This window comes from Streptomyces sp. NPDC001515, from assembly GCF_053597115.1.
Map to the genome: position 1 here is coordinate 64,340 of NZ_JBSFHN010000016.1, position 22,262 is coordinate 86,601.

Genomic DNA, 22,262 nt, shown 5'->3' on the forward strand with positions numbered 1-22,262 from the left:
GCCTCGGTCCGGGGAGTGCCGCGTCCGGCCGGGCGCGGCCCCCGGCTCACTCCTCCGCGGTGACCTCCGCGAACGCGGCGTCGCGCACCTCGGCCTCCTGGTGGCGCCGCAGCAGCCGCAGCTGGGTGCGCCACGGTCCGGTCCAGCCGGTGTGCCGGCCGCCCACCGCGACCAGGCTCACCGCCAGCAGCCCGTGCGCGAGCCGCCCGTCCTCGGCGAGGCGGCCCGCCACCCGGAGCAGACCCGCCGGCCCCTCCCCGCCCCCCGGCACCCGGGCTCTCGCGCCGAAGCGCGCGGCGGTGCGCGCCGCGAGGGCGCCCCGGCCCGTGTGCAGCACGGCCAGCCGGTCGAGCGCCGGGTACAGCTCCTCGGGGCCGCACTCCGGGTCCACCGCCTCCACCAGCAGGGCCGCGGCCTGCGGTGCGTAGTCGCGGTGGCGGGCCAGCAGCTCACCGGCGTCGGTCAGGACGGTGCGGTCCGGGGCGCCGAGAGGGGTCCGCGCGCCCAGCACGAGGCGGTTCACCAGGTGGACGACGCGCTGCCGGGCGGGCCGGTCGCGCTCGCTGTCCGCGTCCTCCACGGCCACCGCGTCCGCCAGCGTCGCCAGCGCCCCCAGGAGCGCCGGCGCGGCCTCCCCGGAGTCGGTGGACGCGGCCCTGGCGAGCGCGCCGGCCGCCGCCTGCCAGGAGCGGCGTCCCAGATCCGTGACGGCGTCCGCCAGGACCGCGCCGAGCGCCGGTTCCCAGGGGATCCAGTGGGCGGCGACCCCGTGGGCGGAGGCGGCGAGTTCCTCGTCGTCCGTCGCGCACACCTCGCGGACCAGGCGCGCGTACCCGGGCCGGTGCGCCGCGGGAAGGCAGAACGGCCACACGTTCAGGACGGCGGCGCGCAGCACGGCGGGCCCGGACGCGGCCTCGGCGAGCATCCGCCACATCCGTGCGTCGCCCAGCAGGTCCACGGCCGCCGCCACGCACGCGGCGCGCACGTCCACGTGCTGCCCGGGTGCCGCGTACGCCTCGCCGACCAGATCGGCGGCGGTCCCCCGGGGCAGCCGGGCCACGGCGAGCCGCACGGCCTCCTTGCGCGCGGTCACCTTGCCGGTGCCGGGGGCGAGCCGCTCCCGCAGCAGCGGCGCCAGCACGGAGGGGCGCACGTTCCGGGAGGCCCGCCCGGCGGCGAAGACGGCGACCCGGGCGCGGTCGTCCCCGCTCAGCGCCAGCAGTTCCGGGAGTACGTCGGTGGCCCGGTCGGTGCGGCCGAGGGCGGTCAGCGCGGCCTCGGCCAGCACCACGTCGTCCGACGCGGTCCACTCCCGTACGGCGTCGGTGCCGAGCGCGGGTAGGGAAGCGAGGGCGTCGATCGCGGCGGCGCGGTCGTACAGCGGCAGCTTCTCGTCGCGGGCGGCGCGGCGCAGCGCGCGGGCGGCGGCGCGGTGCTGGCGCGGCACCCAGCGGCGCGCCTCGGGTCCCGGGCGGACGGTCCAGGCGGTGCCGGGGGTGAGGAAGCGGCCGTGCGGCGGCGGGGTGGCGAGGTAGGGGTCGAGCAGGTCGGTGCGGACGCGGGTCAGCACGCGCAGCGCCTCGGGCACGGTGCCGGCCGAGGCGTCGAGGGCGAGCAGCCGCTCCACCCGCTCGGAGCGGGTCGCGGCCGGCTCCAGCCAGAGGGCGACGGCGGTCCGTGCGGTGCCGGTTCCGCCGAAGCGGACGGCCTGCCACAGCAGGTCCTGGAGTTCGGGCAGCCCGGCCGCGCGCCGGCCGAGCGCCCGGGTCAGGGCGAACACCAGCCCGTAGTCGCTCTTCTCCGCGCCCGCCTCCAGCCAGGGCCGCAGCGCGTCGAACACCGCCTGCTCCTGGCCCCGGCGCAGGGTGCGGTCGAGGCGTCCGAGGTCGGCGCCCCCGGTGTTCCCGGAGATCCGCACCAGGGTCCGCAGCGCCCAACTGACGAGGGCGGCCCGGCCGGTGACGGTGTGCTCGCGCAGCAGCCGCAGGGCGAGGGTGGTGAGCGCCTGCCGGGTCGTGTACGAGGAGTCGCGGGCCTCGACCGCGTCGGTGGCGATCCGGTCCAGGGCGGGGGCCGTGTTCTCCGTGAAGAGCGGCGCGGGCACCGTGCTCAGCGCGCGGAGCGCGGCCGAGCGCACGGGGTCCTGTTCGTTGCGCAGCCGGGCCATGTCGTCCAGGAGGACCGCGACGGGGCCGGGCTCCCCGGTGCGCGCGGCGTTGCGGACCAGCAGCGGCCAGGCGAGGGACCGGTCGGCCGCCGCCGGCCGGCGGGTGGCGGCGAGGAGGTCGTCCCACACCTCGGCGACGGGCAGGTAGGAGCGGGCGAGCAGCACCGCGGACCAGGGCTCGCCCCGCCGCTCCGCCCGGCCGGCCGCGCGGCGGGCCTCGTCCGCGACGCCGCCGCGGGGCAGCGCGTCCAGCACGACGGGGTCGACGGTGGGCCGGCCCGGCCCCTGCCCCTCGGTCACCGAGGCGTACAGGGAGGTGCGGCGGCCGGGCGGCAGGGCCGCGAGCAGCCGGGCCAGCGCGCCGGAGTCCTGGGCCAGCGCCCGGCCCAGTTCCACGACGAGCCCCTCGGGCGCGGTGCGGGCCAGCCGGACCAGGGTGCCGCGGCCGAGGGCGGGCGCGCCGCCCGTCAGCAGCGGCCGGGTGCCGGGGCGCAGCAGCAGGCGCAGGGTGCGGGCGGGGTCGGCGGCGGCGAGGGGGCCGGCGACGTGGAGCAGGGGGCGGGGCAGGCCGTCGGGGCCGAGCCGTTCGAGGAGGCCGAGGACGCGGTCGGGCCGGACGCGTGCGCAGGCGGCGACGGCGTGCGCATCGCGCTGCCAGCGCGGGGCGCGCCGCGCTTCGGGCAGGGCGGCGACCTGCGCCTCGACGACATCGAGCACCGTGTCGGGGTGGCTGCGGACGAGGGCGTTCCAGCCCGCCACCGCGTGCAGCAGGTCCGGCAGCAGGGCGGCGGCCGTCGCGGCCGGGCAGCCCGGCAGCAGCAGGGCGGCCGCCTCGTCCCCCCAGTCCGCGCGCACCCGGTCGATCAGCCGGGCGGCGAGCGCGGCGCGCCCGTCCCGGACGACGGCCCGGAGCAGGCGGCGTCGCGCGGCGGCGGGCAGATCGTCCAGGGCCCGTTCGTACGCCTCGTCCGGGACGCCGAGGCTGCGGGCGACCCTCAGCGCGTGGCCCTGGACGAAGGGGTCCGGGTCGCCGACGCGGGCGCCGATCCACTCCGTGTCGCCGCCGACGGCGGCGGCGACGACGGCCGTGCCCCGCTCGTGGGGGCCGCCCCCGTCCAGCGCCTCCAGCACGGCGCGCAGCTCTCCCGATGCGGCCAGCGCACGCGCGCGGGCCGCGAGTTCGCGCATGCGCGCGGGGTGGGGCAGCGGATCGAGCGCGTGCAGCAGGGCTTCGGTCATGGGGGCGATTGTGCCGTGCGGGGGCGGGCGCTCCCCATCGCTTTACGGACCGTACCCTGTGGCGGTGAAACCTGTGACCCGCGTGGTGCTCTTCGGGATACCGATAGCGATAGCCGCCTCGATCCTCTTCAACAGCGGCGGCGAGTCCGGGCTGCCGGAGGACTCCCCCACCGCGGCGGCGTCGGCCCCCGCGTCCGCCGAGCCGGCCGATCCGTACGCCGCGGCGGACGACGAGGAGCGCGCGGAGATGGACGCGCGGGTCGCGAAGATGCCCGCGGGGCTTGCCTCGCCGGCCATGCGCGAGATCGCCTGGAAGCTGTTCGCGAGCGCGGAGGGGTCGACGCTGGACTGGCGCAGCCAGTACGCCACGATCGAGGACATCGGCGACGGGACCGGCTACAACGCCGGGATCGTCGGCTTCTGCTCGGGCACCCACGACATGCTGGCGTTCGTCGAGTCCTTCACGAAGGACCACCCGGACAGCCCGCTGGCACCGTTCCTCCCGGCGCTGCGCAAGGTCGACGGCACGCCCTCGCACGAGGGCCTCGACCCCGGGTTCACGGCCGCCTGGAAGAAGTCGGCCGAGGATCCGGAGTTCCGCGCCGCTCAGGACCAGGTGCGGGAGCACGACTACTTCGTCCCCGCGGTCCGGCTGGCGAAGCTCGACGGGCTCGGCACCCTGGGCCAGTACGTCTACTTCGACGCGATGGTCCTCCATGGGCCGGGCACCGGACCCGACGAGTTCTACGGCATCCGCGAAGCCGCCCTCGCCGAGGCGGACACGGTCGAGGAGGGCGGCGACGAGTCGGCGTACCTGGACGCGTTCCTCGACGCGGCCCGTGCCGTGATGAAGTCGAAGAAGCACCAGCAGGACACCTCGCGCATCGACACCGCCCAGCGCGCGTTCCTGGACGACGGGAACCTGTCCCTGGAGACGCCGCTGACCTGGAAGGTGTACGGCGAGACGTTCCGCGTCCCCGCTCCCTGACCCGGCCCGCTCCGGACGAGGGGACCTACCCCCGCGCGTCCTGCCGGACGAGTTCGGCGGCCTTCTCGGCGAGGGCGACGGTCGGGGCGTGGGTGTGGCCGCGGGTGATGCGCGGCATCACCGAGGCGTCCACGACCCGCAGCCCGTCCACTCCGCGCACCCGCAGCCGGGGATCGGTGACCGCCCCGGGGTCCTCGCCCATCCGGCAGGTGCCCACGGGGTGGTACAGCGTCTGGGCGTCCGCGCGGATCGACTCCGCGAGGCGGTCGTCGTCGACCGGTCCGGGGTAGGGGGCCATCGGCCCCGAGGTGTGCGGGGCCAGCGCCCCGGACGCGAACAGGGTCTCGGCGCGGCGCACCCCGGCGATCAGCCGGGGCAGATCGGCCGGATCGGTCAGATAGCCGGGGTCGATCCGGATGCCGGGGCCACCGGCCCCGGCGTCGGGGTCGGGGTCGGGGTCCAGGGTGATGCGGCCGTTGCTCCCCGAAGAGCGGGCCCCCAGTGCCGTGTCCGGTGGGTCCGGTCCAGCGTTCGGCCCGCCGGAAGTACGGGACGAACGCGTCGTGTCCCCATGCGTCCCCGGCGGCCTCGGCCCAGGCGTCGTAGTCGTCGCGGTGGCCGCGTACCCACATCATGGCGTTGATCGAGGACGAGCCGCCGAGGGTGTGGCCGCGCGGCCAGAACAGCTCCCGGCCGCCGAGGGCGGGCTGCTTCCGGGTGGTGAAGTCCCAGTCGTAGGCCGTCTTGAAGAGCTTCGGGAACGCGGCCGGGATGCGGATCCCGGTGCTGCGGTCGGGTCCGCCGGACTCGATGAGCGCGACCCGGACGGTGGGGTCCTCGGACAGCCGCGCCGCCAGCACGCAGCCGGCCGAACCGGCTCCGACGACGATGTAGTCGTACTCGCTCAACTCGGCTTCTCCTCGCGGTCGTGGCGGGCCCCCGGTGCGGCCGGGGGCCCGCGGGACGATGTGCGGAAGGCCGAAGTCTCGCACGGGCGGGCGCCGTTCACACCCGGCCCGTGCAACCGGAGCCGGGCAAGTCAGGCGTTGCCGACTCTGCGCAGCTGGTCGCGCTCCTTCTCGGAGAGACCGCCCCAGACGCCGAAGCGTTCGTCGTTGGCGAGTGCGTACTCCAGACATGCCTGGCGTCCTTCGCAGGCGTTGCAGAGCTGCTTGGCCTCACGGGTGGAGCTGCCGGGAGCGGGGAAGAAGAACTCGGGCCCCGTCTGCGCGCACAGCGCCGTCTCCTGCCAGGCGCGAGCGGGGTCGGCCGCGGTGTTGATCAGCATGCGCCACACAGTGCCGTGCCGCGATAAACGACTGATCAACGATCCATGGCGCGGTCCCCGGTGGAGCGTCGCGCGGGCCGGAGGCGCACGGGGCGGAGCCCGCGCGCGTCCGGCCCGCGCGGTTCAGCGGGTGACGCCGAGGGCCGGCAGCACCGTCTCCGCGACCCGGTACGCCTCCTCCAGCAGGGGGTTTCCGGAGAGGATGAAGGTGTCCACGCCCAGGTCCTCGAACTCCTTCAGCCGCTCCACGACCTGGGCCGTCGAACCGACCACGGCGGTGCCGGGGCCCGGCCGGAACAGGCTCATGCCCGGCCACATGTTCGGGTGGACCTCCAGTTCGCGGGCGCGGGCGGGGACCCGTCCGCCGTGCTGGCGGAACTGGCGCTGCCAGCCGACCCCGTCCTCGCCCGCCCGGTCGCCGAGCTGCCGGGCGTACGTCGCCTCGCTCGTGACGTCGAGGAGCCGGTCGGCGGCGGCCCAGGCGGCGTCCTCGGTGTCGCGGACGATCAGGTGCAGCCGGAGCCCGATGCGCAGTGTCCGGCCGTACGCGGCGGCCCTGGCCCGCACCTTCGCCAGCTTCTCCTTCAGCAGATGGGGCGGCTCGCCCCAGGTGAGGAAGACGTCGACGTGTTCGGCCGCCATCTCGATGCCGGGGTCCGAGGAGCCGCCGAACCAGAGCGGGACATGGCCGTCCTGGACGGGTTTCAGCTCCCTGAAGGACGCCCCGGCGTTCTTCAGGTCGTAGAAGCGGCCCTTGTGGTCGAAGACCTCGCCGGCCGTGAGCCGCTTCACGATCGACCAGTACTCGGCGCTCAGCTCGTACCGCTCGTCGTGCTCCACGTGGAGCCCGTACTCCCGCAGGGCCTGCGTGGAGCCGTTCACCACGTTGAAGCGGAGCCGGCCGCCGAAGAGCGTGTCGAAGCTGAGGGCCATCTTGGCCAGCAGGGTCGGCGCGATCAGCCCCGGGTGGACGGCGAGCAGCGGCTTGAACCGGGTGCTGGTGGAGGCGGCGAGGGCGCTGCCGAGCGGCCAGACGTCGTAGAGGTCGGTGGCCAGGAGCGCCCCGCTGTAGCCGAGCCGTTCGACGGTGCCGGCGAGCTGGGTCAGATAGCCCAGGTCGACCGGGCGTCTGCCTTCGGGTTCCCAGGGATAGGCGCCCTCGCGCGGGATGACGTACCAGAGGACTTCGGTCGCCATGTCGTCATACCGCCTTGTCGGTGGCGGCCCGTGCGCGGGCGTGCGCGACGGTGACCGGGCGGTCGATGAATCCGGTGCGGTGGAAGATGTCGGCGGCCTCCTGCTGCTCGGCGAGGAAGGCGTCGCCGACGGGTTCGATCGCCCAGGGCAGGGAGGTGAGCGCGGTCTCCCAGTCGTCGGCCGAGCCGCCGAGGTCCGCGGCGGCGATCTCGGCCGCCTGCCGGGGATGGGCGGCGGCCCAGGCGTCGGCGCGCTCCAGCGCCCGGGTCAGCGCCTCGACGGCCTCGGGGCGGGATTCGGCCAGCTCGCGACGGGTGAAGAAGACCGAGCGGTCGCTGATGACGTCGCCGGTGCGGATCAGGGTGCGCAGCCCGCCGGTGCGGCGGGCGGCGGCCAGTTCGGCGCCCTGGGCGACCCAGGCGGCGATCTCGCCGGTGCGCAGCAGCCGCTCGCTGTCGGGGCCGGAGCGGACGGCGGTGATGTCGTCGGCGTACGAGAGTCCCGCGTCGTCCAGGGCCTTGGCGACGAGATGGGTCTGCCAGGAACCGATCGCCAGGTGCACGGTGGTGCCCTTGAGGTCGGCGGCCGTGGTCAGGGGGGAGTCCTCGGGCACCAGGAGCGCTCCGTGCTCGGGGCGCGGGGCGGAGACGGCGGTGTAGACGATGTCGTGTCCGGCGGCCTGGGCGGTGATCGGCGGGGTGGATCCGGTGCCGCCGAAGTCGATGACGCCCCGGGACAGCAGCTCTCCGGTGCGGACGCCGTTGGTGTACGGGTGGAAGACGACGCTCTCGCCGAGCGGGGCCAGTTCCTCCTGGGCGAAGCCGAGGCGGGAGAGGTGGTAGAGGTAGTAGAGGGACGGGTTGCTGCTGTGGACACCGATGGTGAGGGTCATTCAGATCACTCCGGCTTCGGTTCGTTCGGGGGACGGCGGGGCGGGCTGTGCGGTGGACGGTCCGGCGGGCGGCGGGGCCGGTGGTGCGGTCTCGACGCCGAGGTCGGCGAGGAGCCGGCGGCGCAGGGCCGCGAAGGCGGGGTCGCCGGGGTCGCGGGGGCGCTCGACGGTGACGGGTTCGTCGGTGACCAGCCGGCCGTCGCGCAGGACGGCGACGCGGTCGGCGAGCCGGACGGCCTCGTCCACGTCGTGGGTGACCAGCAGCACGGCGGGCCGGTGGCGGCGGCACAGCTCCCCGACGAGGTCCTGCATCTTGAGCCGGGTCAGCGCGTCGAGTGCGGCGAACGGCTCGTCGAGCAGCAGGAGTTCGGGCTCCCTGACCAGGGCGCGGGCGAGGGCGACGCGCTGGGCCTCGCCCCCGGAGAGGGTGGCCGGCCAGGCCGCCGCGTGGCGTTCGAGGCCGACCTCGGCCAAGGCGCGCAGCCCGTCGGCCGCCCGGTCGCGGGGCAGCGCGACGGTGACGTTGGCGAGGACCCGCTTGGACGGGACGAGGCGCGGTTCCTGGAAGACGATGGTGCGGGCCTCGGGGACCAGCACCTCTCCCCCGTCGGCGGAGTCGAGTGCGCCGAGGATGCGCAGCAGCGTCGTCTTCCCGCTGCCGCTCGCACCGAGCAGGGCGACGAACTCGCCCCGGTCGATGTCGAGCCGGAGGCCGTCGAGGACGGCCCGGCCCTCGAAGGCCCGGCGCAGGCCCCGCACGTGGACGGCGGGGCGGGCGGACGGGGCGGGGGCGCTCATCGGACGGCTCCCTTCTGGGTGCGCCACGGCATCAGCAGGCGTTCCAGGAGCCGCACGACGATGTCGGCGGTGAGCCCGAGGAGTCCGTAGACGAGGATGCAGACGGCGAGGATGTCGGTGCGGGCGTAGCTCTGGGCCTGGGACATCAGATAGCCGATGCCGGCGGTGGCGTTGATCTCCTCGGCGGCGATCAGCGCGATGACGCTGAGCGTCATCGACAGCCGCAGTCCGGCGAGGAGCGACGGCAGGGCTCCGGGCAGGACGACCTCACGGACGAGGGCGAGGCGCCCCATCCCGAAGCTGCGCATGGCCTCCACGAGCTTGGGGTCCGTGCTGCGTACGCCGCTCGCGGTGGAGACGTACATCGGGAAGGTGGTGGCCACGGCGATGAGGAGGATCTTGGCCGTCTCGTTGATGCCGAACCAGACCATGAACAGCGGGACCAGGGAGAGGAACGGGATGGTGCGCAGGGTCTGGATCGAGGAGTCGAGGAGTTCGTCGCCGAGGCGGGTGAAGCCGGTGGTGATGCCGAGGGTCAGTCCGGCGGCGAGTCCGAGCAGCAGGCCGAGTCCGGAGCGGGTGAGCGAGGTGGTGAGGGCGTCGGGCAGTTGCCCGTTGCCCCACAGCTCCCGTACCGCGCGCAGGACCTCGCCGGGCGAGGCGAGGACGTCGGGGGTGAGCAGGCCGGTGGCGGAGGCCGCCCACCACAGGGCCAGCAGGGCGACGGGGCCGAGCGCGCGGACGGTGAGGGCGTAGGCCCGTCCGCGCGGCCGGCCGGTGCGGGGGCGGGGCCGCACGAGCCCGGCGAGGGCGTCCGGCTCCGTGCGCTTCCCGTCGACCGGCGGCGCCCCGGTTCCGGTCGTGGGTCCGGTGGCGAGGCCGCTCATCCCAGGGTCTCCACGTCCAGCAGGTGCGCGGCGACGTCGACCTCGGTGCGGGTGACCTTCTGTTCGGCGTAGAAGCGGGCGACGGCCTTGAAGCGGGTGATGTCCTCGGGGCCGATGGGGTCGACGGTGCCGCCCTTGGCGGTGAACTCCGCCTGGACCTCCTTGGCCCGGCCGGTGACGGCGGTGGGGCCGACGTCCGTGAAGACGTTGAGGTAGGCGGCGGGGTTCCGCTTCTCCTCGGCGCTGGCGTCGTGGAGGTACCGGTAGAGCGCCTTGACGACCTCGGGGTGCTGCTCGGCGAAGTCCGTGCGGACGGCGTTGAGGCTGTAGTTGTCGGAGCCGATCGCCGCGCCGTCGGCGACGAAGTGGGCCTTGCCGCTGCCGATCTCGGCGACGGCGTAGGTGGCCCAGACGGCCCAGGCGTCGACCTTGCCCGCGTTGAACACGGCCGCCGTCTGGTCCGGGCGCAGATAGACCCGGGTGACCTCGTCGGCCGGGATCCCGGCCTTGGCCAGGGCCTTGAGCAGCAGGTACTCCCCGGTGCCGCCCTGGTTGACGGCGACCTTCTTCCCGGCCAGGTCCGCGATCGAGCGGATGCCGGAGCCGTCGCGCACCAGGATGCCCTCGCCCGCGGCGTCCGGGTCGACGGCGGTGAAGAACTTGAATCCGGGGCGCTGGGCGAGCGAGGTGATGCCGGAGGTGATGGAGCCGGTGGCGATGTCCAGCTGATCGGCGTTCATCGCCTGGGCGGCGGGGGCGAACGGACCCGCGCTGCCGGTCCACTTCACCTTGGCGCCGACCTCGGCCAGGGCCTTGTCGAGGCTGCCGTCCTTCTTGCCGAGGGCGAGCACCCCGGAGTTGCCGGGGTCGGGGATGCGGACGGTCACGGTGGTCCGGCCGCCCGGTCCGTCCTGGGCGCTGTCCGCCTCGGATGTGCCGCAGGCGGTGAGGGCGAGGAGCGCGGAGACCGTGAGGAGGGCCGCGGCGGCGGCCGTACGCGGGGAGCGGGCGAGATGCATGGTCAGGGGGTCCTCTGGTCTCGTGGGGCAGTGGCGGCGCGGGCGAGCGCGGTCGCGCGGTGCAGGGGTCCGGGGTCGGCCCAGGCGGCGACGTCGACGGGTTCGGGCAGGAAGCCGTGGGCACGCAGCCCCGCCTCCTGGGCGGTGAGCAGGGCGAGGCGTTCGGCGGAGAGATCGGGGTGGAGGGTCAGATGGGTGCCGGGGCGGTAGGCGCCGGCGACTCCGTCGGCACCGGCGCCGGTCTCGGCACCGAGGATCCGGGCGACCTCGTCGGGCTGGTGCGCGGCCCAGTCGGCGGCCTTCAGCAGCACGGCGAGGAAGCGGTCGACGAGTCCGGGGTGTTCGTCCAGGAGCCGCTGGTGGACGGTGATGGGGCGCGGGGTGCCGTTGTTGACGCGGTGGAGGCGCTCGGGCAGCGCGTCGAGTTCCACGGCCACCTCGGCCCCGGCCCGGCGGGCAGCCTCGACGGCCAGCGCGCCCTTCACGTACACGGCGTCGACGTCACCGCGCCGCAGCGCGTCCAGTTCGGCCGCCCACTGGCCGGGGCGGCCGTCGGCGGGCACGTCGACGCGTACGGCGTCCTGCCAGGTCAGTCCGGCCGACGCGAGCGCGCCCTCGAACCCGCGCAGCGCCATGGCACGCCAGAAGTCGATGGCCAGGTCGTGGCGGGGCACGGCGAGCCGCCGTCCGCGCAGCGCCTCGGCACCCCGGATGCCGGAACCGGGCGCGACCAGGACGGTCTGCCGTTCCTCGATCCAGGTGAGCCCGATCAGCCGGGTGCGCTCCCCGCGTGAACGGGCCCACAGCGCGGGCACGTTGCCGCCCTCGCGGAAGAGGCCGGGCAGCGCGTGGGTGTAGTGCGCGGCGCGGTCGGCGTCCGGGGAGGCGTCCTGGAGGGAGCGTACGGAGATGCCGTCGGCGGCGAACTCCTCGGTGAGCCACCGCCGGTCGGCCGCGATGCCGGTGGCGGTGGGTACGGGACAGCGGGTGAACCAGAGGGTGTCGGGCAGGGCGGCGGACGGCATGGGTCCTCCCGGGGGATCGGCGGGGCGGAGACGGAGGCGGGCGCGGCGACGGCGGGCGCCGGGGCGCGGCGTACGGGCGCGGCGGGCCGTCACCTCCGGGTGGGCGCGGCAGGGCGCTCCGGTGCGGAGGTGGAGGTGCGGGCGGTACGGCGGCGCGCGGGACGCGGCGGGCGCCGGGCGGCCCGGGTCGGTGCGGGAAGAGGGTCAGCGACAGGCGGCGCTGGACACGCGGGCCAGGTCGATGTGACGGCGCAGCGTGAGGGCGAGCGGGACCGGGGCGGTGCGGGCGGGTGACGCGGATCGGCGGCCGGCCATGGCACTGCTCCCTTCTGCTCGTCGGTGGTGACGGGCTGAACCCTGCCACGGCGGCGCGCACGCCCACAACTCGCTTCCCATGATGTGGGACCGGGCGTGAACACAGTGTTTCACCAGGGGGTTTTTCCTCCGGTGCGGCTGCCGCCATATGGCACGGTCGAGACCTTCCCACCCCGGGAACGCGAGCGGAGAGTGATGTCATGACCGAGACGGCGGCAGAGCGCGCGCCCGCCGGGGCGCAGGCGGTCCGGCGCGCCCTGGACGTACTGCACTGCTTCCACGACAACGGGCCCGATCTGAGCGCCTCGGACCTGGCGCGCCGGCTCTCGCTCTCGGCGTCGACCGCGCACCGGCTGGCGCGCACCCTGCTAGGCGCCGGGTTCCTGGAGCAGGACGCCCGGACCTCCCGGTACCGGCTCGGTCCGGCCGTGACCGAGCTGGGCCGGCTCTCGTACCACCAGCGGGGTCTGCATCTGGCCGCCCCGGAACTGGCCGATCTGGCCGAGCGCACCGGGGCCACCGCCGATCTGGCGCTGCGCAGCGGGGCGCACGCGGTGATCGTCGCGGGCGGTTCGGTGACGCCGAAGGTCGGGCTGCGCCGGCCGCTGCATTCGACCGCGCTGGGCAAGGTCCTGCTGGCGTGGGCGCGGCCGGGCGAGGGCGGACCCGCCTCGCTGCCGCCGCTGCCCGCGTTCACCGACCGGACGATCGTCGAACCGGCCGCGCTGGAAGCCGAGTTGGCCCGGGTCCGGGCGGCGGCCCACGCGGTCAACGACGGCGAGTCCGCGTACGGGGTGCGGACCCTGGCGGTACCGGTGCTGGACGGCGCCGGATACGCCCGCTTCGCCCTGGCCGTACGGGCCACGCCGTCGGTGATCACCGAGGCGCGCCGGGACTGGTTCCTGGCCAGGGCCCGGTCGTGCGCCCGCGCCCTGGAGGTGCTGCTGCTGCCCCCGGGCGAGCGCCGGCCGCCCGCAGGCTGACCGGGGGTCCGCCGTCCCGCGCCCCGCCGCATGGGACGATATGGGCGCTCCGGGCGGTCGCCTGGCACAGCGGCGGCACGAGGTGCGGGGACGGTAAGGACGTACATGGCTGAGGGCGGGTCCACGGAGAGCGGGGCACCGACCGGGCGGGCGGCCCGGGAGCTGCTGACGCGGGCCGACGGACTCCTCGCGGCGGCCCGTGCGGTGCTGGCGGACCACGAGCGGGCGGTCGCGGCCGTGCGGACGGCCCTGGATCCGCTGCTGGACGCGCTGGTGCGGCACGATCTGGCCGCCATCCCGGTCTCCCGGCTGAAGGACGTCACCGAGGGCCGGCTGCGGATCGGGGCGGTCGAGCAGGCGGGTTTCACGACGGTCGGCCAGGTGTACGCGGCCAGTCGCTACGAGCTCCGCCAGATCCCCGGGGTCGGCGCGCAGACCGCCGACCAGACGCTGGCCGCAGCGGCCCGTCTCGCGCACGCGGTCCGGGACACCGTCGTCCTGCGGATAGACGTGGACGCCCCCGACGACGCCACGACGGCCCTGGTCACCGCCGTGTACCGGCTGGTGGCCGCGGGGCCCGACGCGCGTCGGGCGGTGGACGGGGCGCGCCGGCTCGCCGGGCGGCTGGAACCGGCGCTGGCCGCCGCCGCTCCGGCGCGGGGACGGCTGCGGCTGGCGTTCGCCCGGCGGCGGGTGCGGGCGGACGCGCTGGAGGCCGTGGCCTCGGTGCAGGACGCGGTGGCGGACGCGCGGGAGCGGGGGCTGCCGCTGCTGTTCGGTCAGGTCTCCGTCGATCTGCTGCGGGACCCGGAGTCGGCGGTCGCCGCGTGGGTGGACTTCGAGCTGCGGTCCGCGGAGTACTACAGCCTGCTGGCGGAGCTGTCGGGCACCGGGCCGGACCGGGACGCGGCCGAGGGCTTCCTGCCGTCGGGCATGGCGGACCGGGTGCGGGGGCTGCGGCTGGACGACGCCCGGCTGCGGGTGTCGCTGCGCGGCTACCAGTCGTTCGGCGCCCGTTTCGCGCTGGCGCAGAAGCGGGTGATCCTCGGCGACGAGATGGGGCTCGGCAAGACCGTGCAGGCCATCGCGGCCCTCGCGCACCTGGCCGCGCGGGGGGAGACGCACTTCCTCGTGGTGTGCCCGGCGAGCGTGCTGATCTCCTGGGCGCGGGAGGTCCGGGCCCGGTCCACGCTGGAGGTCCTGCCGGTGCACGGTCCGGAGCGCGCGGCGGCGTTCGCCCAGTGGCGGGCGTCCGGCGGGGTGGCGCTGACCACCTTCGACGGGCTGCACTCCCTGGATGCGGCCGGGATGCGCCCCGGGATGCTCGTGGTCGACGAGGCGCACTACGTGAAGAATCCGGAGACCCGGCGGTCCCGGGCGGTGGCCGCCTGGTCGCGGCGGACCGAGCACGTGCTGTTCCTGACCGGGACGCCGATGGAGAACCGGGTGGAGGAGTTCCGCAGCCTGGTCCGCCAGTTGCGCCCCGAGCTGGCCCCGGCGGTCACCACGACGCACGGCGCGGCCGGCTCCCAGGCGTTCCGCCGCGCCGTCGCCCCCGCCTATCTGCGCCGCAACCAGCAGGACGTGCTCACCGAACTCCCGGCGCTGGTCCAGGTGGACGAGTGGGAGGAGTTCAGCGAGGCGGACCGGGCGGCCTACCGCGAGGCGGTGGCTGCCGGGCACTTCATGGCGATGCGGCGGGCGGCCTACGCCCGCCCGGAGAGCTCCGCCAAGCTCCAGCGGCTGCGCGAGCTGGTCGCGGAGGCCGCGGAGAACGGGGCGAAGGTCGTGGTGTTCTCGTACTTCCGGGAGGTGCTGGACACCGTGCGCGGGGCCCTGGGCGACGGGGTGTTCGGGCCGTTGAACGGCAGTGTGGAGGCGGGGCGGCGGCAGCGGCTGATCGACGGTTTCGCGGACGCGCGCGGGCACGCGGTGCTGCTGAGCCAGATCCAGGCGGGCGGGGTCGGGCTGAACATGCAGGCCGCGTCGGTGGTGATCCTGTGCGAGCCGCAGCTCACCCCGACCACGGAGCACCAGGCGGTGGCGCGGGTGCACCGGATGGGCCAGATACGGACGGTCCAGGTGCACCGGCTGCTCGCGGCGGACAGCGTCGACCAGCGGATGCTGGACATCCTGGCCCGCAAGGAGCGGCTGTTCGACGCCTACGCGCGGCGGAGCGATGTCGCCGAGACGACGCCGGACGCCGTGGACGTCTCGGACGGTTCGCTGGCCCGCCGCATCGTGGAGGAGGAGCAGCGGCGTCTGGGACCGGGCTGACCCCGGGGGCTCAGTGCCGGTGTCCCGCGGGCGAGGCGGACGGTTCGGCGGACGGCGGCGCGGGGGCGGTCTGCGCCTCGTGGGCGGGCATCGACCCGTCCGGGTTCTTCACGTGGAGCATGCCGCCCATGCCCCGGTCGGCGTGGCTCTGCACATGGCAGTGGTACATCCAGGCGCCGGGGCCCACGTGTTCGCCCGCGATCACCTGGAAGCCGAAGGAGTCCGCCGGCCCGACGATCTTCGTGTCGACGATCCGGCTGGGATCGTCGGGGCCGGTGAGCAGGCCCGTGCGGTTGTCGGCCCAGCGGTGACCGTGCAGATGGAAGGTGTGGTAGAAGTCGCCGTGCGTGATCATGACGACTTCGAGGCGTTCGCCGAGGGTGACGTCGAAGTCGGGGGTGCGGCCGGCCGGGGTGTTGTTGATCGACATGTCGTTGAAGACGATGGCGATGGTCCGGTCGGGCAGGACGTCGCCGCGGCGGCGGACGACGAGGGGCCCGTAGAGCCCCTTGCGGATGCCGCCGGTGCCGTGCTCCGAACCGACGGCGTGGTCGTGGTAGTGCCAGTAGCCGGCGCTGCCGGACCGCCAGGTGCCGTCGCGGTGACGGCCGGGGGTGTGGGTGCGCCAGGTGTAGGTGCGGGTGGCGCCCGGTGGGACGGTGCTCAGATTCATCCGGGTGCCGTCGCTCGCGGTGTCGTAGTCGACGCCGTGCGCGTGCAGTCCGGCGGGGACGTCCAGGGTGTTCACGAACTCGATGTGCAGGGTGTCGCCCTCCACGATCTCGATGAGCGGGCCCGGCACGGTGGCCTTCCCCTTCTCCAGGCCGTAGCCCATCCGGCCGTCCGCAAGCTGCTCCACGTACATCCGCATCCGGCGGACCGCTCCCCCGGCGCCCGCCCGCCGGGGCGGGTGCGGCCGGGCGACCGCTTCCGTCCGGGGGAGGGCCAGCGAGGTCACCCCGGCCGCCGCGGCCGCGCCGCCGCCCATGAGCATCCGCCGGCTGAAGCTTCTACGGTCCATGTCGAACTCCCCACTGCCGGGCGGGCACGCCCGGGGTTCCGCGACGGGCCGTGAACAGCCCGGGGCACATTGCTCACCCACCGTAAGGAATCTGTCCGTTTCCGTCCGGAACGGGCATGGGCGAGTCGCGAAACGGTCGCCGGGGATCAGTCGGCCGGGGCCGCATGAGCGGGTTGCCGGTCGCGGCCCCCGGGGTGGCGATGGCGCCACACCCAGAAGACCGTGCACGAGACCAGGCACCAGCCCGCGAGCACCAGGTACGGGAAGAGCCGCTGATGGCCCTGGTAGTAGACGGCGGTGTGCTGGGCGTTGACGGAGGCACCCGGGGGCAGCCAGCGGCCGATGTGCCCGAGCAGCGAGGGCAGCAGCGGCCAGGAGACCGCCCCGCCCGAGGAGGGGTTGCCCAGCAGCACCATGACGCCCCAGGTCGGGAGCATCGCCCAGCGGCCCAGCAGGGTGTTGAACATGGTGAAGACCATGCCGGAGGTGAACATCGTGAAGGCGAGGATCGCCCAGGACTCGGCGAAGGGCAGATCGACGGCGCCCAGCAGCCAGTCGACCACCGCCGCGATCGCGAAGGCGCCGAGCAGCGAGTAGGCGATCGCGAACGCGATCCGTTCCCCCGGCAGGAGACCGCGGGCGTGCACGCTGAGCTGGATCGAGCCCACGAAGCCGACGATCACGGCGGCGAGCGAGATGTAGAAGAGCGCGAGCCCGCGCGGGTCGCCCTTCTGGAGCGGCTTGACGTCCGTCACCGCGACCGGAAGGCCGAGCGTGTCCCCGACCTTGACCGCCGATTCGGCGAGCAGTTGGGCGACGGCCGCGCCGGAGGCCCCGGCCACCTGGAGGGAGACCCCGGCCGGGCCGGAGCGCACGATCGCGAAGACCTCCTGGTTCTCCAGCGCCTCCCGCGCCGCCGCGGGCGTCGCGAAGACATGGATGACCAGCGAGGCGTCGAGCGCCTTGTCCATCCCGGCGACGAACTGCCGCCCCCGGTCGGTCTCCGGGTCGGTGACCACGGCGGTGGGGATCCGGTGGGGGGTCGGATTGGCCATCGCGTACGTGTAGGAGCCGGCGAACAGCCCGGCGGCGGCGGCGAGGATGAACAGCAGGACCGTCGCCGGGAAGTACGGGGACGCCTTGAAGGAGGCCCACCTCTGGCGGACGTCGGGCGTGCGGCCGTGCGCGCCGTGGGGGCCGTGGGCCTCCGGGGGGTGCTCGGCCACCGGCTCGCTACCGCTCATGCGCCGGCGCCCTCGGCCTGGTCGTCGTCCCCGTCGTGGCGGGCCCGGCTGGGCTGCACCCGCTTCGGCTCGCCCGGCATCTTGGGGTACTCCGGCGGATAGGGCATGTCGCCCAGCCCCCGGTCCTTCTCGTCGCGACCGGCCAACTCCAGCAGCCCGTCCAGCCGGAACGCCTCCCCCTCCATGTCCGCGTGCACATCCCCCCGTTCCGCGTACCGCGCCGGCATGGTGCGGATGTCGAAGTCGCGGGGTTCCACGTCGTCGATCTCGTCCCAGCTCAACGGGGCCGAGACCGGGGCGTGCGGGCGGGGGCGCACGGAATAGGCGGAGGCGATCGTGCGGTCCCGGGCGGTCTGGTTGAAGTCCACGAAGATCCGCTCGCCGCGCTCCTCCTTCCACCAGGCGGTGGTCACCCGGTCGGGCATCCGGCGTTCCAGGGCGCGCCCGGCCGCGATGGTCGCGCGGCGGACCTCCGTGAAGGTCCAGCGCGCCTCGATGGGCACGAAGACGTGGATGCCGCGTCCGCCGGAGGTCTTGGGCCAGCCGCGCAGTCCGTGGTCCTCCAGGACGGAGCGCAGTTCGTGGGCGGCCGCGACGGCGTCGGCGTAGTCGGTCCCGGGCTGCGGATCGAGGTCGATGCGCAGTTCGTCCGGGTGGTCGGTGTCGTCGGCCCGGACCGGCCAGGGGTGGAAGGTGAGCGTGCCCAGATTGGCCGCCCAGAGGACGGCGGCCTCCTCGGTCGGGCAGATCTCGTGGGCGGTGCGCCCGCTGGGGAAGGCGATCTCGGCGGTGGGGATCCAGTCGGGCAGGTTCTTCGGGGCGCGTTTCTGGTAGAAGAACTCGCCCTCGACCCCGTCCACGAAGCGCTGGAGGGTGGTGGGCCGGTTGCGCAGGGCCCGCAGGATCCCGGGCCCGACGGCGAGGAAGTACTCTGCCACGTCCCGCTTCGTGTACCCCTTCGCCGGAAAGTAGACCTTGTCCGGGTTGGACAGCCGGACCGCCCGTCCGGCCGCGTCCAGTTCCACCGCTCTGCCCGCTGCTGCCATGTCGGCCACGCTAGGCCGGGCACACATATGCCGCATATCGGAGGACTCAGGTGGCGTACGGGTCCACAATCGGGGCATGGACCTGCCGGTGATGCCGCCCCTGAAGCCGATGCTCGCCAAGTCCGTGGCGACGATCCCGCCGGGCATGCAGTACGAGGCGAAGTGGGACGGCTTCCGGGCGATCGTGCACCGGGACGGCGACGAGGTCGTGATCGGCAGCCGGACCGGCAAACCGCTGACCCGGTACTTCCCCGAGCTGGTCACCGCGGTCCGCGACAACCTCCCGCCCCGGTGCGTCGTGGACGGCGAGATCGTCGTCGCGCACGAGGGGCGGCTGGACTTCGACCGCCTGAGCGAGCGCATCCATCCCGCCGACTCCCGGGTGCGACTGCTGGCCGAGCGGACCCCGGCCAGTCTGGTCGTCTTCGATCTGCTGGCGCTCGGCGACGACTCGCTGCTGACGATGCGCCAGTCGGAGCGGCGCACGGTGCTGGAGTCCGCCCTCGCGCCGTCCGCCCCTCCGGTGCACCTGGCCCCGGCGACCACCGATCCGGAGACGGCCCGGGAGTGGTTCGACCGGTACGAGGGGGCGGGACTCGACGGTGTGGTGGCCAAGCCGCTGGATCTTCCGTACCGGCCGGACACCCGGGCGATGTACAAGATCAAGCACGAGCGGACCGCCGATGTCGTCGTGGCGGGCTACCGCTTCCACAAGAGCGGGCCGGTCGTGGGCTCGCTGCTGCTCGGTCTGTACGACGACGCGGGCGCGCTCCAGCACGTGGGCGTCTGCGCCGCCTTCCCGATGAAGCGGCGCGCGGAGCTGGTCGCCGAACTGGAGCCGCTGGTGACCGACCCGGCCGGCCATCCCTGGGGCGCGTGGGCCGACGCCGAGGCGCATGAGCACTCCCGGATGCCGGGCGCCCCGAGCCGCTGGTCCGGGAAGAAGGACATGACGTGGGTGGCGGTGCGCCCCGAGCGGGTCTGCGAGGTGGCGTACGACCACATGGAGGGAGACCGCTTCCGGCACACGGCCCGGTTCCGCCGCTGGCGGCCGGACCGCACCCCTTCGAGCTGCACCTACGCGCAACTCGAAGAGGTGGTGCGGTACGACCTGGCCGCGGTGCTGTCGGGTTAGGACGCTTCGGAGGCGGGCGTCTGCGAGGGGCACGGCTCCGGGGATTCGGTGGGGTCGGCCGACGGGTCGGGGCTCGGCGCGGTGGTGTCCGTCGGATCGGGCGACGGGCAGCCGGTCTCCCCCGGGTCGGGCGGGGTCGTCCCGGGATCGGGGGTGGTGCCCGGGTCGGGGGTGGTGCCCGGATCGGTGGGGTCGGGGGTTCCCGGGTCGGTGGGGTCCGGGGTGCCCGGGTCCGTGGGGTCGGGCGTTCCGGGGCCGGTGGGGTTGCCCGGCTCCGGGGATTCGGTGCCGGGCTGCGGGCCGGTGCCCGGGTCGACGGTGCCGGGGGTGGTCGGGCGCGCGGAATGGCCGGGCTGCGGACCGACCTGGATGCCGCCACCGCCGCCGCCACCGCCGTTCCGGGCCGGCTCCGTGCCGGGGCCGCCCACGGCGTGCTCGGGCTCGGTGGGGCCCCCGGCCCCCGGGCTCTTCGGGACGACGCCCTTGCCGTCGGGCACCACGTGGACACCGCTGCGGTAGAACGCCAGCCAGGACAGCACGGTCCGCAGATAGGTGTCCGAGTGGTTGTAGCTCAGGATCGCCCGGTCGAGGTCGGCGGAGACCGCGAGATCCCGGCCGCCCGCGCAGAGATAGGCCCCCGCGGCGAGCGACGCGTCGTAGACGTTGCCGGGGTCGCTGATCCCGTCGCCGTTGCCGTCCCTCGCCCAGTGCGCCCATGTCGAGGGGATGAACTGCATGGGGCCGACCGCCCGGTCGTACGTCTTGTCCCCGTCGTACGCGCCGCCGTCGGTGTCCGGGATCCGGGCGAAGCCCACGCCGTTGAGCACCGGGCCGAGGATCGGGGTGAGGGTGGTCCCCCGGGCGTCGACCCGGCCGCCCGCGGCGTGTCCCGACTCGACCTTGCCGATGGCGGCCAGCAGCTGCCAGGGCAGCCGGCAGCCGGGGTCCTCGCGCCGCAGCCGGCTCTCCGCGTCCCGGTACGCGGCGAGCACCGTGGACGGGATGCCCGCCTGGGCCCAGGACTGGACGGCGGCCCTGCTCTGCTTCGCCCCCGGTTTCGGCGGCTCGGGGCTCTTCAGGGGCGGGAGTTCGGTGTGGTACGAGTCGTCGTTGGCGACCTCGGACCACCGGACCTCGTCCGTCTCGGTGTTCTGCCGGGGTGCGGTGTCGTGGGCGGCGGTGCCCGGTGCCTGGGACGCGGTGAGCGCCGCCATCGCGGCGACGGCGGCCGCGGTGCCGCCGAGTCCGCGGCGCATGGTGCCGTTGAACCTCATGCGTGCTCTCCTCTCCCCCGGGTCACCGGGTGAACGTATCGATGGCCGATATCCGCCAGGTGCCTCCCCGGCGAACGGCGTCCACGGCAAACATGGCCGCCGCGTACGTGGTCTCCTCCGACGTGCCCGTACGGGTGTTGCGCTGGTCCGCGAAGACGAGGAGCCGGGCGCGGTCGCCGTCGAGGAGTTCCACTCCGCTCTCGGTGACGGTCGTGGTGAGGACCAGCTTCTGCTTGGGCGCCTGGGCCCGGACGGCGGCGAGCATGTCCGTGTGCTGCCCGACCGCCCTGCCCGTCAGGTACTTCTTCACCGCCGCCTCGGACTTGGCCGGTGAGGCGTAGTCGTACGAGAACACCGCGCCGACGGCCTCGGTGATCTGGCCCTTCACCTCGCTCGTGCGGCTGATGTCGGTGAGGGCGGTGTTCTGCCGGCTCGGATCGTCCCGCAGACTGCCGGACTCGGTGAACGCCCAGGCGGCGAAGGCCCCGAGGAGCACGGTGGCGGCGCAGAGCACGGCGGGCAGCCGGATGCGCAGCCGGGCGAGCCGGGCGGGTCCGGTTCTCTCCTCCCGGGTCTCCTTCTCCCCGGCTTCCTTCTCTCCGGCCCCCTGCGCCCCGGGCTCCTTCCCGTCGGGGTCAGCGGGCTTCCCGGGTTCGTCGTCGCCGTCGGCCGATTCCGGATCCACCGGCGCGTCGGCGGAGGTCTCGTCTACGGCCCCGGTCTCGGTGCCGGGCTCGCCGGGGCGGTGCGGGGCGGTGGGCGCGGTGGCGCGTTCGGCGGCGACGGTGGCCAGGCGGCGCTGCCGGTTGACGAGGTGACGGGTCGTCGACATGTCCGGGGTCCTCTCGGTGCGGGATGGCGGGGCGGGGGTGCCGGCGGCCGCTAGCCGGCGGTGTTGCCGACGGGCGCCTGGCCGAGGGCGCTGAGCTTCCACCCGTCGGGGGTGCGGGTGAGCTGCCCCAGCATCCGGCTCTCCTTCACCGCGGGCTTCCCCTTGGGGGCGGTCACGGTGACGCGCAGGGCCACCATGACGCCGGCCCGGCCGGCCCGTTCGTCGAGTTCGGTGACCGCCCCGGAGAGCACCTTGGCGGTGCTGACCGTCTTCGCCTCCTGGATCTGCTTCACGAACCCGTCGCGTCCGTCCACGAGTTGCTGGTGCAGGTCCCCGGTGGTGGAGTCCTCCCAGACGTCGAGCCCCTTGGCGACCTGCGCGTGGTCGAGCGTGTTCATGTTCTGCACGGCCTGCTCGCCGGCGGCCAGCGCCTCGTCGCGGGCGCGCGCGTACGCCGCCGAGTCGTCGTGCTCCGCCTGGTACCAGGACACTCCGCCCCACCCCGCGGCGCAGGCCGCCGCCAGCGTCAGCACGATCGCCGTCGCCGTCAGCGGGTTCCTCGTCATCCGTGCCCGTGCCATCACTGCCTCTTCCTGCCGGCCGTTCCGTACTGTGCGTGTGTGCTGACGTGCCCG

20 protein-coding genes and 1 pseudogene are annotated in these 22,262 nt (G+C 74.8%); 4 read left to right on the plus strand and 17 right to left on the minus strand.

Translation table 11 applies throughout. From position 1 onward, the window contains the following. Positions 1–46 precede the first annotated feature (46 nt). The gene (locus tag ACWCXC_RS18455) at positions 47–3,406 is read right to left on the minus strand and encodes a hypothetical protein (RefSeq protein ID WP_450889862.1); all 3,360 of its coding nucleotides are present in this window, start codon (positions 3,404–3,406) and stop codon (positions 47–49) included. Positions 3,407–3,479: 73 nt separating this feature from the next. Between ACWCXC_RS18455 and ACWCXC_RS18460 the strand changes: the two genes are divergently transcribed. Next, complete coding sequence (locus tag ACWCXC_RS18460) at positions 3,480–4,394, plus strand: chitosanase (RefSeq protein WP_450681331.1); 915 nt, start codon at positions 3,480–3,482, stop codon at positions 4,392–4,394. Positions 4,395–4,419: 25 nt separating this feature from the next. On the opposite strand, the gene ACWCXC_RS18465 is transcribed toward ACWCXC_RS18460, so the two are convergent. From ACWCXC_RS18465 to ACWCXC_RS18510, 10 genes and pseudogenes are all read right to left on the minus strand, one after another. Beyond that, the gene (locus tag ACWCXC_RS18465; RefSeq protein WP_450889989.1) at positions 4,420–4,896 is read right to left on the minus strand and encodes a GMC oxidoreductase; all 477 of its coding nucleotides are present in this window, start codon (positions 4,894–4,896) and stop codon (positions 4,420–4,422) included. Positions 4,897–4,981: 85 nt separating this feature from the next. Beyond that, positions 4,982–5,533: pseudogene (locus tag ACWCXC_RS18470) on the minus strand (GMC family oxidoreductase N-terminal domain-containing protein); the annotation flags it as partial. Next, on the minus strand, positions 5,434–5,682 hold the full coding sequence (locus ACWCXC_RS18475) for a WhiB family transcriptional regulator (RefSeq protein ID WP_450681265.1): 249 nt from the start codon (positions 5,680–5,682) through the stop codon (positions 5,434–5,436). The pseudogene ACWCXC_RS18470 and the gene ACWCXC_RS18475, both read right to left, overlap by 100 nt. 123 nt (positions 5,683–5,805) lie before the next feature. After that, the gene (locus tag ACWCXC_RS18480) at positions 5,806–6,879 is read right to left on the minus strand and encodes an LLM class flavin-dependent oxidoreductase (protein ID WP_450889864.1); all 1,074 of its coding nucleotides are present in this window, start codon (positions 6,877–6,879) and stop codon (positions 5,806–5,808) included. A gap of 4 nt (positions 6,880–6,883) precedes the next feature. Then, complete coding sequence (locus ACWCXC_RS18485; protein WP_450681267.1) at positions 6,884–7,771, minus strand: ABC transporter substrate-binding protein; 888 nt, start codon at positions 7,769–7,771, stop codon at positions 6,884–6,886. Next, positions 7,772–8,569, minus strand: coding sequence for an ABC transporter ATP-binding protein (locus tag ACWCXC_RS18490; RefSeq protein WP_450889866.1), 798 nt, complete (start codon positions 8,567–8,569; stop codon positions 7,772–7,774). Continuing rightward, a complete protein-coding gene (locus ACWCXC_RS18495; protein ID WP_450681269.1) occupies positions 8,566–9,456 on the minus strand; it encodes an ABC transporter permease in 891 nt (296 codons plus the stop codon). Before ACWCXC_RS18495 ends, ACWCXC_RS18490 begins: the two co-directional genes overlap by 4 nt. Further along, entirely contained in the window at positions 9,453–10,475 is a 1,023-nt protein-coding gene (locus ACWCXC_RS18500; protein ID WP_450889869.1) for an NrtA/SsuA/CpmA family ABC transporter substrate-binding protein, read from the minus strand. The genes ACWCXC_RS18495 and ACWCXC_RS18500 overlap by 4 nt, the downstream gene beginning before the upstream one ends. A 2-nt stretch (positions 10,476–10,477) precedes the next feature. Continuing rightward, positions 10,478–11,500 carry an ABC transporter substrate-binding protein gene (locus ACWCXC_RS18505; RefSeq protein WP_450889871.1) on the minus strand — a complete coding sequence of 341 codons (1,023 nt, stop codon included), beginning with the start codon at positions 11,498–11,500 and terminating at the stop codon, positions 10,478–10,480. Positions 11,501–11,704: 204 nt separating this feature from the next. Continuing rightward, a complete protein-coding gene (locus ACWCXC_RS18510; protein WP_450681272.1) occupies positions 11,705–11,815 on the minus strand; it encodes a putative leader peptide in 111 nt (36 codons plus the stop codon). 200 nt (positions 11,816–12,015) lie between these two features. On the opposite strand from ACWCXC_RS18510, the gene ACWCXC_RS18515 reads away from it, so the two are divergent. Together ACWCXC_RS18515 and ACWCXC_RS18520 are read left to right on the plus strand one after the other, a co-directional pair. Next, positions 12,016–12,798 (plus strand): IclR family transcriptional regulator, encoded by a 783-nt coding sequence (locus ACWCXC_RS18515; RefSeq protein ID WP_450681273.1) that lies wholly within the window; start codon positions 12,016–12,018, stop codon positions 12,796–12,798. Positions 12,799–12,903: 105 nt separating this feature from the next. Beyond that, the gene (locus tag ACWCXC_RS18520) at positions 12,904–15,075 is read left to right on the plus strand and encodes a DEAD/DEAH box helicase (RefSeq protein WP_450889874.1); all 2,172 of its coding nucleotides are present in this window, start codon (positions 12,904–12,906) and stop codon (positions 15,073–15,075) included. A gap of 10 nt (positions 15,076–15,085) precedes the next feature. Here the strand turns inward: ACWCXC_RS18520 and ACWCXC_RS18525 are convergent, their stop codons facing one another. The 3 genes from ACWCXC_RS18525 to ligD form a co-directional block, all read right to left on the minus strand. After that, on the minus strand, positions 15,086–16,096 hold the full coding sequence (locus ACWCXC_RS18525; protein ID WP_450889876.1) for a multicopper oxidase domain-containing protein: 1,011 nt from the start codon (positions 16,094–16,096) through the stop codon (positions 15,086–15,088). 146 nt (positions 16,097–16,242) lie between these two features. Then, positions 16,243–17,340, minus strand: coding sequence for an ABC transporter permease (locus tag ACWCXC_RS18530; RefSeq protein ID WP_450681276.1), 1,098 nt, complete (start codon positions 17,338–17,340; stop codon positions 16,243–16,245). Continuing rightward, positions 17,337–18,365: a non-homologous end-joining DNA ligase gene (gene ligD / locus ACWCXC_RS18535; RefSeq protein WP_450681333.1), complete on the minus strand. Its 1,029-nt coding sequence runs from the start codon at positions 18,363–18,365 to the stop codon at positions 17,337–17,339. The genes ACWCXC_RS18530 and ligD overlap by 4 nt, the downstream gene beginning before the upstream one ends. A gap of 97 nt (positions 18,366–18,462) precedes the next feature. Between ligD and ACWCXC_RS18540 the strand changes: the two genes are divergently transcribed. Continuing rightward, positions 18,463–19,521, plus strand: coding sequence for an ATP-dependent DNA ligase (locus ACWCXC_RS18540; protein ID WP_450889879.1), 1,059 nt, complete (start codon positions 18,463–18,465; stop codon positions 19,519–19,521). Here ACWCXC_RS18540 and ACWCXC_RS18545 read toward each other — a convergent pair. The 3 genes from ACWCXC_RS18545 to ACWCXC_RS18555 are packed head-to-tail and all read right to left on the minus strand — an operon-like array spanning position 19,518 to position 22,208. Beyond that, the gene (locus tag ACWCXC_RS18545) at positions 19,518–20,795 is read right to left on the minus strand and encodes a hypothetical protein (RefSeq protein WP_450889881.1); all 1,278 of its coding nucleotides are present in this window, start codon (positions 20,793–20,795) and stop codon (positions 19,518–19,520) included. The two genes, ACWCXC_RS18540 and ACWCXC_RS18545, sit on opposite strands and share 4 nt — an antisense overlap. Positions 20,796–20,817: 22 nt before the next feature. Beyond that, positions 20,818–21,627, minus strand: a complete 810-nt coding sequence (locus ACWCXC_RS18550) for a hypothetical protein (protein ID WP_450889883.1) — start codon at positions 21,625–21,627, stop codon at positions 20,818–20,820. Positions 21,628–21,677: 50 nt separating this feature from the next. Further along, complete coding sequence (locus tag ACWCXC_RS18555) at positions 21,678–22,208, minus strand: nuclear transport factor 2 family protein (protein ID WP_450681280.1); 531 nt, start codon at positions 22,206–22,208, stop codon at positions 21,678–21,680. Between the last annotated feature and the right edge of the window lie 54 nt (positions 22,209–22,262).

What these genes read in the sequence shown, in the direction of transcription:
- ACWCXC_RS18455 (WP_450889862.1), bottom strand. Translation starts at nt 3,406, where the DNA reads ATGACCGAAGCCCTGCTGCACGCGCTCGATCCGCTGCCCCACCCCGCG.
- ACWCXC_RS18475 (WP_450681265.1), bottom strand. Translation starts at nt 5,682, where the DNA reads ATGCTGATCAACACCGCGGCCGACCCCGCTCGCGCCTGGCAGGAGACG.
- ACWCXC_RS18480 (WP_450889864.1), bottom strand. Translation starts at nt 6,879, where the DNA reads ATGGCGACCGAAGTCCTCTGGTACGTCATCCCGCGCGAGGGCGCCTAT.
- ACWCXC_RS18485 (WP_450681267.1), bottom strand. Translation starts at nt 7,771, where the DNA reads ATGACCCTCACCATCGGTGTCCACAGCAGCAACCCGTCCCTCTACTAC.
- ACWCXC_RS18490 (WP_450889866.1), bottom strand. Translation starts at nt 8,569, where the DNA reads ATGAGCGCCCCCGCCCCGTCCGCCCGCCCCGCCGTCCACGTGCGGGGC.
- ACWCXC_RS18495 (WP_450681269.1), bottom strand. Translation starts at nt 9,456, where the DNA reads ATGAGCGGCCTCGCCACCGGACCCACGACCGGAACCGGGGCGCCGCCG.
- ACWCXC_RS18500 (WP_450889869.1), bottom strand. Translation starts at nt 10,475, where the DNA reads ATGCATCTCGCCCGCTCCCCGCGTACGGCCGCCGCCGCGGCCCTCCTC.
- ACWCXC_RS18505 (WP_450889871.1), bottom strand. Translation starts at nt 11,500, where the DNA reads ATGCCGTCCGCCGCCCTGCCCGACACCCTCTGGTTCACCCGCTGTCCC.
- ACWCXC_RS18510 (WP_450681272.1), bottom strand. Translation starts at nt 11,815, where the DNA reads ATGGCCGGCCGCCGATCCGCGTCACCCGCCCGCACCGCCCCGGTCCCG.
- ACWCXC_RS18515 (WP_450681273.1), top strand. Translation starts at nt 12,016, where the DNA reads ATGACCGAGACGGCGGCAGAGCGCGCGCCCGCCGGGGCGCAGGCGGTC.
- ACWCXC_RS18520 (WP_450889874.1), top strand. Translation starts at nt 12,904, where the DNA reads ATGGCTGAGGGCGGGTCCACGGAGAGCGGGGCACCGACCGGGCGGGCG.
- ACWCXC_RS18525 (WP_450889876.1), bottom strand. Translation starts at nt 16,096, where the DNA reads ATGGACCGTAGAAGCTTCAGCCGGCGGATGCTCATGGGCGGCGGCGCG.
- ACWCXC_RS18530 (WP_450681276.1), bottom strand. Translation starts at nt 17,340, where the DNA reads ATGAGCGGTAGCGAGCCGGTGGCCGAGCACCCCCCGGAGGCCCACGGC.
- ACWCXC_RS18540 (WP_450889879.1), top strand. Translation starts at nt 18,463, where the DNA reads ATGGACCTGCCGGTGATGCCGCCCCTGAAGCCGATGCTCGCCAAGTCC.
- ACWCXC_RS18545 (WP_450889881.1), bottom strand. Translation starts at nt 20,795, where the DNA reads ATGAGGTTCAACGGCACCATGCGCCGCGGACTCGGCGGCACCGCGGCC.
- ACWCXC_RS18550 (WP_450889883.1), bottom strand. Translation starts at nt 21,627, where the DNA reads ATGTCGACGACCCGTCACCTCGTCAACCGGCAGCGCCGCCTGGCCACC.
- ACWCXC_RS18555 (WP_450681280.1), bottom strand. Translation starts at nt 22,208, where the DNA reads ATGGCACGGGCACGGATGACGAGGAACCCGCTGACGGCGACGGCGATC.